Origin of the sequence: Ensifer sp. M14 (assembly GCF_003355565.1) — a bacterium.
GTDB lineage: Bacteria > Pseudomonadota > Alphaproteobacteria > Rhizobiales > Rhizobiaceae > Ensifer.
Genome location: NZ_QJNR01000042.1, coordinates 1 through 276 on the forward strand (window position 1 = coordinate 1; position 276 = coordinate 276).

The 276-nt window shown below is 62.3% G+C and carries 1 protein-coding gene; it reads right to left on the reverse strand.

Annotated elements, in window-relative coordinates:
- A partial coding sequence (locus tag BLJAPNOD_RS35105) for an aldehyde dehydrogenase family protein (RefSeq protein WP_115423219.1) occupies nucleotides 1-276 on the reverse strand: 276 nt, incomplete at both ends.

Consider the following 276-nt stretch of genomic DNA (forward strand, 5'->3'; position numbering starts at 1 on the left):
TCACGCGGATCACCGATGCGACCGGTCCGAAGATCTCTTCTTGGCTGATGCGCATCTGGTTGGTCGCCTCGGTAAACAGCGCTGGCTGCAGATAGAAGCCGGGCGTATCGCGCTTCAGGAGTTCGCCGCCGAAGGCGAGCTTGGCGCCTTCCTGCTTGCCGATGGCGATGTAGTCGGTGTCCTGCTTGAGCTGGCTCTGGTCGACCACCGGACCGATATGGGTGCCGGCCTTCAAGGCATCGTCGATGACCAGACCCTTCATGCGCTCGCCCATCG